General features: G+C 37.1%; 5 protein-coding genes and 1 pseudogene. All 6 read left to right on the plus strand.

Going from position 1 to position 4,028, the window contains the following annotated elements; genetic code table 11:
- A pseudogene (locus AACV33_RS00145) lies at positions 1-137 on the plus strand (GNAT family N-acetyltransferase); the annotation flags it as partial.
- Between the two features lie 141 nt (positions 138-278).
- Positions 279-914 (plus strand): Vat family streptogramin A O-acetyltransferase, encoded by a 636-nt coding sequence (locus AACV33_RS00150; protein ID WP_370527207.1) that lies wholly within the window; start codon positions 279-281, stop codon positions 912-914.
- A gap of 155 nt (positions 915-1,069) precedes the next feature.
- The gene (locus AACV33_RS00155) at positions 1,070-1,384 is read left to right on the plus strand and encodes a hypothetical protein (RefSeq protein WP_182700648.1); all 315 of its coding nucleotides are present in this window, start codon (positions 1,070-1,072) and stop codon (positions 1,382-1,384) included.
- Positions 1,385-1,603: 219 nt separating this feature from the next.
- Complete coding sequence (locus tag AACV33_RS00160) at positions 1,604-2,542, plus strand: DUF4268 domain-containing protein (RefSeq protein ID WP_023604733.1); 939 nt, start codon at positions 1,604-1,606, stop codon at positions 2,540-2,542.
- Between the two features lie 218 nt (positions 2,543-2,760).
- Complete coding sequence (locus AACV33_RS00165) at positions 2,761-3,216, plus strand: YhfG family protein (RefSeq protein ID WP_026025542.1); 456 nt, start codon at positions 2,761-2,763, stop codon at positions 3,214-3,216.
- The gene (locus tag AACV33_RS00170; RefSeq protein WP_182700649.1) at positions 3,209-3,811 is read left to right on the plus strand and encodes a putative adenosine monophosphate-protein transferase Fic; all 603 of its coding nucleotides are present in this window, start codon (positions 3,209-3,211) and stop codon (positions 3,809-3,811) included. The genes AACV33_RS00165 and AACV33_RS00170 overlap by 8 nt, the downstream gene beginning before the upstream one ends.
- Positions 3,812-4,028: the final 217 nt, after the last annotated feature.

The following is a 4,028-nucleotide window of genomic DNA, read 5'->3' on the forward strand; positions in this document are numbered from 1 at the left end:
GCTCACAAGAGTTCTTCAAGCCAGCTCGTAATCTCTATGAAAAATTTGGTTTTCAATATTGTGATCCCTTTGCTGATTATAAACCTGATCCACATAGTCAATTTATGTCGTGCACACTGGGTGAGGCATTCTCATAACAAATGCATCAACACGATTTGCTACACTCGGCGTTGTCAGTTTGCCTTTAATTTCAGTGATTAAGGCGTTAAAATTCAGCTAGGTCTGTATCGTAGCAAACGTGTTATGCAGGCGTTAAACGTCACTAGATAAGGAGATACATTTTGTTTGGACCAAATCCTAATAATAAAGAACCAATGACGGGTTACCCTCAAGTTGGTTATTTGAAAAACTTCATTGCCAATGAAAATATTATCATTGGTGATTACACTTATTATGATGATCCTGACGGACCTGAAAACTTTGAAAGTAATGTCCTTTATCATTTTCCTTTCATTGGGGACAAACTGATCATTGGAAAATTTTGTGCTATCGCAAAGGATGTCAAATTCATCATGAATGGCGCAAACCATAAAACTTCAGGTTTTTCTTCTTATCCATTTTATATCTTTGGTAATGGTTGGGAAAAAGGGATGCCAAAAGAAGGTGAATTACCATTTAAGGGTGATACTGAAATTGGTAATGACGTTTGGATTGGTTATGACGCGACAATAATGCCGGGTGTTAAAATTGGTCACGGTGCAATCATTGCGTCTAAATCTGTAGTAACAAAAGATGTAGCTCCTTACAGTGTTTGTGGCGGTAATCCAGCAGTTCACATTAAACAGCGCTTTGAACAATCGGTTATCGATGAATTATTACGATTGGAATGGTGGAATTGGTCACCTGAAAAAATCACAGCAAACCTTAATGGAATTATGGGTTGTGATTTATTGGCACTTCAACGCGCTGTGTAACGTTTAACAATCGCATCAACACGATTTACTACACTCGGCATCTCAGGTTGTCGGGTGTTTCTCGTTTTAAGGCGTAAATTTTAAGTATAATTGCATAGTAGTAAACGTGTTATGCAGGCGTTATATGCTTGAAGTGGAAATAATAAGGATATTCAATGAAGTTTAATCATTTAGGTATACCAACAACAGAACAGTTCGATGGTGAAATAGATTTACCTCATTTGAAAATGACAGTATCTGACCATCAGAATAATCCTTTTGGGATCCAGTGGCAGCGTTTTTGGGCTGATGCTCCATATCCTGAATTGGTGAAAACAGTTCCTCACGCCGCTTTTGAAGTTGATGACTTAATGGCTGAAATTAAAGGTAAGAAAGTCATAATTGAACCTAATTCACCAAGTGAAGGCTTAATTGTTACCTTTATTGAAGTAAACGGCGCTCCAGTTGAGTTGATGGAATATTCTAAATAGTTGGGTAAATGATGCTTCTCAGGTCAGCTTTGAGATAAATAACTTAGCTGACTTTAAGAACGCATATAACAAATGCATCAACACGATTTGCTACACTCGGCGTTGTCAGTTTGCCTTTAATTTCAGTGATTAAGGCGGTAAAATTCAGTTAAGTCTGTATCGTAGCAAACGTGTTATGCAGGCGTTATATGCTAGTTTGGAAAATAAGGAAATTTACATATGTTTGGCGAGTTGAAGAAAGTACCTTTAAGAGATATTTGGGCGCACGAAGCACAGGATTTTACGCCATGGCTAGCTGAAAATATTGAAGCCCTAGGCAATGCTGTTGGATTAGAACTTGAGCTTATCCAAGAGGAAGCCAGTGTTGGAAGTTTTTCTCTAGATATTTTAGCTAAGGATCTTGGTTCGGCAGAAAATGTCATTATTGAAAATCAATTTTCACAAACTGATCATGATCACCTAGGTAAATTGTTAACTTATGCCGCTGGTTTTGATGCTTCATTTGTAATTTGGGTGGCTGAAACTATTCGTGAGGAGCACCGTCAGGCTTTGGATTGGCTAAACCATCGAACTGACAATCAAACTCAGTTTTTTGCTGTAGTTGTTGAAGTTATACAAATAGACAATTCAAAACCAGCATTCAATTTAAAGCCTGTTGTTTTCCCAAACGAGTGGCAAAAGAGTAAGTCTAGTAATAAAACGACTCAAAAAACTAGCGCCAAGTCGGAGCAATATCGAGAATATTTTCAAGACTTAATCGATGATTTGAGAATTGAACATAAATTCACATCGGCTAAAGCGGGTCAACCTCAAAATTGGTATGCGTTTGCTTCGGGCATTTCAGGTATCAATTATGGCGCTAATTTTTGCCAAGGTAATAAAGTTCGTACTGAGTTATACATTGATTTCGGTAGCGAAGAAGATAATGTATCTTGCTTAAATCATTTTCTAGAAAGTAAAAGAGATATTGAAAACGAATTTGGCAGTGATCTTTCATGGGAACCAATTGACGGTAAGAGAGCAACAAGGATAGCAATTTATCGTGATGGTTCTATTACAACTAAAAATGAACTTGTTGAAATTAAATCTTGGCATATTGAAAATCTACTCAAATTCAAAAGTATCTTTAACAAAAGACTCCGTCAGCATTTGCGATAAGCATATAACAAATGCATCAACACGATTTACTACACTCGGCAATCTCAGTTTGCCGAGTGTTTCTCGTTTTAAGGCGTCAATTTCAAGTATGATTGCATGGTAGCAAACGTGTTATGCAGGCGTTAACTGCTTCTTTGTTAATTTAGCTTTCAAATATGGTAATTGATCCCTTTGAGTAGTAGACTAATATTATTTCCGCATAAATGTGCGAGGTAAGCATGAAGTACGAATTATTAGTTTTAGCTGCAATGACACGATTGGAATCTCCAAATACTCAAGCTATCGTGGCTGCGACTGGGATTTCTGAACGTAAAGTACAATCCGTAGTTAACTCATTAGTTGAAAATTTAGGCTTAAATATTGAAAGAGAGCGCCAAGGTCGAACCTTCCGTTTTTCTATTAATAGCTGGGGCGTTTTTGAGTCAGGGAAAGCGATCCAATCTCAACTTAACGACATTGATTTAGTTATGCCAAGTAATTCAATGCTTTCTTCTTACGAAGAAAAACATGCCTATTTCGAGCAAGTCAAAATGGATAACTTTAAAGAAAGTATGCGTTTAGAGGGACATGATGTTGCCAGTGATTTCGACTTATCACTCGACAAAGAAGAACAACGTCAAATTCTGTTAAACAAATACTCAAATGTAAATTCGTTAGAGGCGCTCAATGGTTGATAAATATGGGACAACTCAAGATCCTTATACTTACGAAAATAGTACGGTTCTTGTTAATAAGCTCAATATTCGTAATGAAATTGTATTAGAGGCTGCTGAACGTGATTTAACAACATTAGCTGCAATGTATGTGGAGTTTCAATTACCTCCTTATGATTTCAGCTACCTGCGTTCAATTCATCACATTTTGTTCTCCGATCTATTTGAATGGGCTGGCGAGTTAAGAACGATTGATATTTCAAAGGGAAATACACGCTTTTGTAATGTAGGTAGGATTGAAAAAGAAGCGAATAATCTGTTTTCAATGTTAGAAAAAGATAAGTATTTAGCTGATCTTCCATACGATGAATTTCTTACTAAGCTAGCTGAGTATTATTGCGATATTAACGTTCTACACCCATTTCGTGAAGGTAATGGTCGCGCTCAACGTTTGTTGTTTGAGCATATTGCAATCAACTGTGGTTACAATATTAATTTTTCTGGTATTACTTCTGAGCAATGGGTAGCCGCAAATATCTATGGTTATCATTGTAATTATGTGCCAATGAAAGAGCTGTTTTCTGTTTGTGTAACTAAAGCTGAAAAGCGCAGTTAACAATCGCATCAACACGATTTGCTACACTCGGCGTTGTCAGTTTGCCTTTAGTTTCAGTGATTAAGGCGTTAAAATTCAGCTAGGTCTGCATAGTAGCAAACGTGTTATGCAGGCGTTACACGAACTCTAAGAACGCAGTTTTTTGGCTCAGTTCAGCGATTGAGCCGTTAATTTTTTAGGCGTGAAAGTAGGGTGGATTTCCTTTTTTCTTTGTAGC

The sequence above is a fragment of the Aliivibrio sp. SR45-2 genome (assembly GCF_963890165.1).
Classification (GTDB): domain Bacteria; phylum Pseudomonadota; class Gammaproteobacteria; order Enterobacterales; family Vibrionaceae; genus Aliivibrio; species Aliivibrio salmonicida.

Excerpts from the sequence above, each read along its gene's own strand:
- AACV33_RS00170 (WP_182700649.1), top strand. The coding sequence starts at position 3,209 with ATGGTTGATAAATATGGGACAACTCAAGATCCTTATACTTACGAAAAT.
- AACV33_RS00155 (WP_182700648.1), top strand. The coding sequence starts at position 1,070 with ATGAAGTTTAATCATTTAGGTATACCAACAACAGAACAGTTCGATGGT.
- AACV33_RS00160 (WP_023604733.1), top strand. The coding sequence starts at position 1,604 with ATGTTTGGCGAGTTGAAGAAAGTACCTTTAAGAGATATTTGGGCGCAC.
- AACV33_RS00165 (WP_026025542.1), top strand. The coding sequence starts at position 2,761 with ATGAAGTACGAATTATTAGTTTTAGCTGCAATGACACGATTGGAATCT.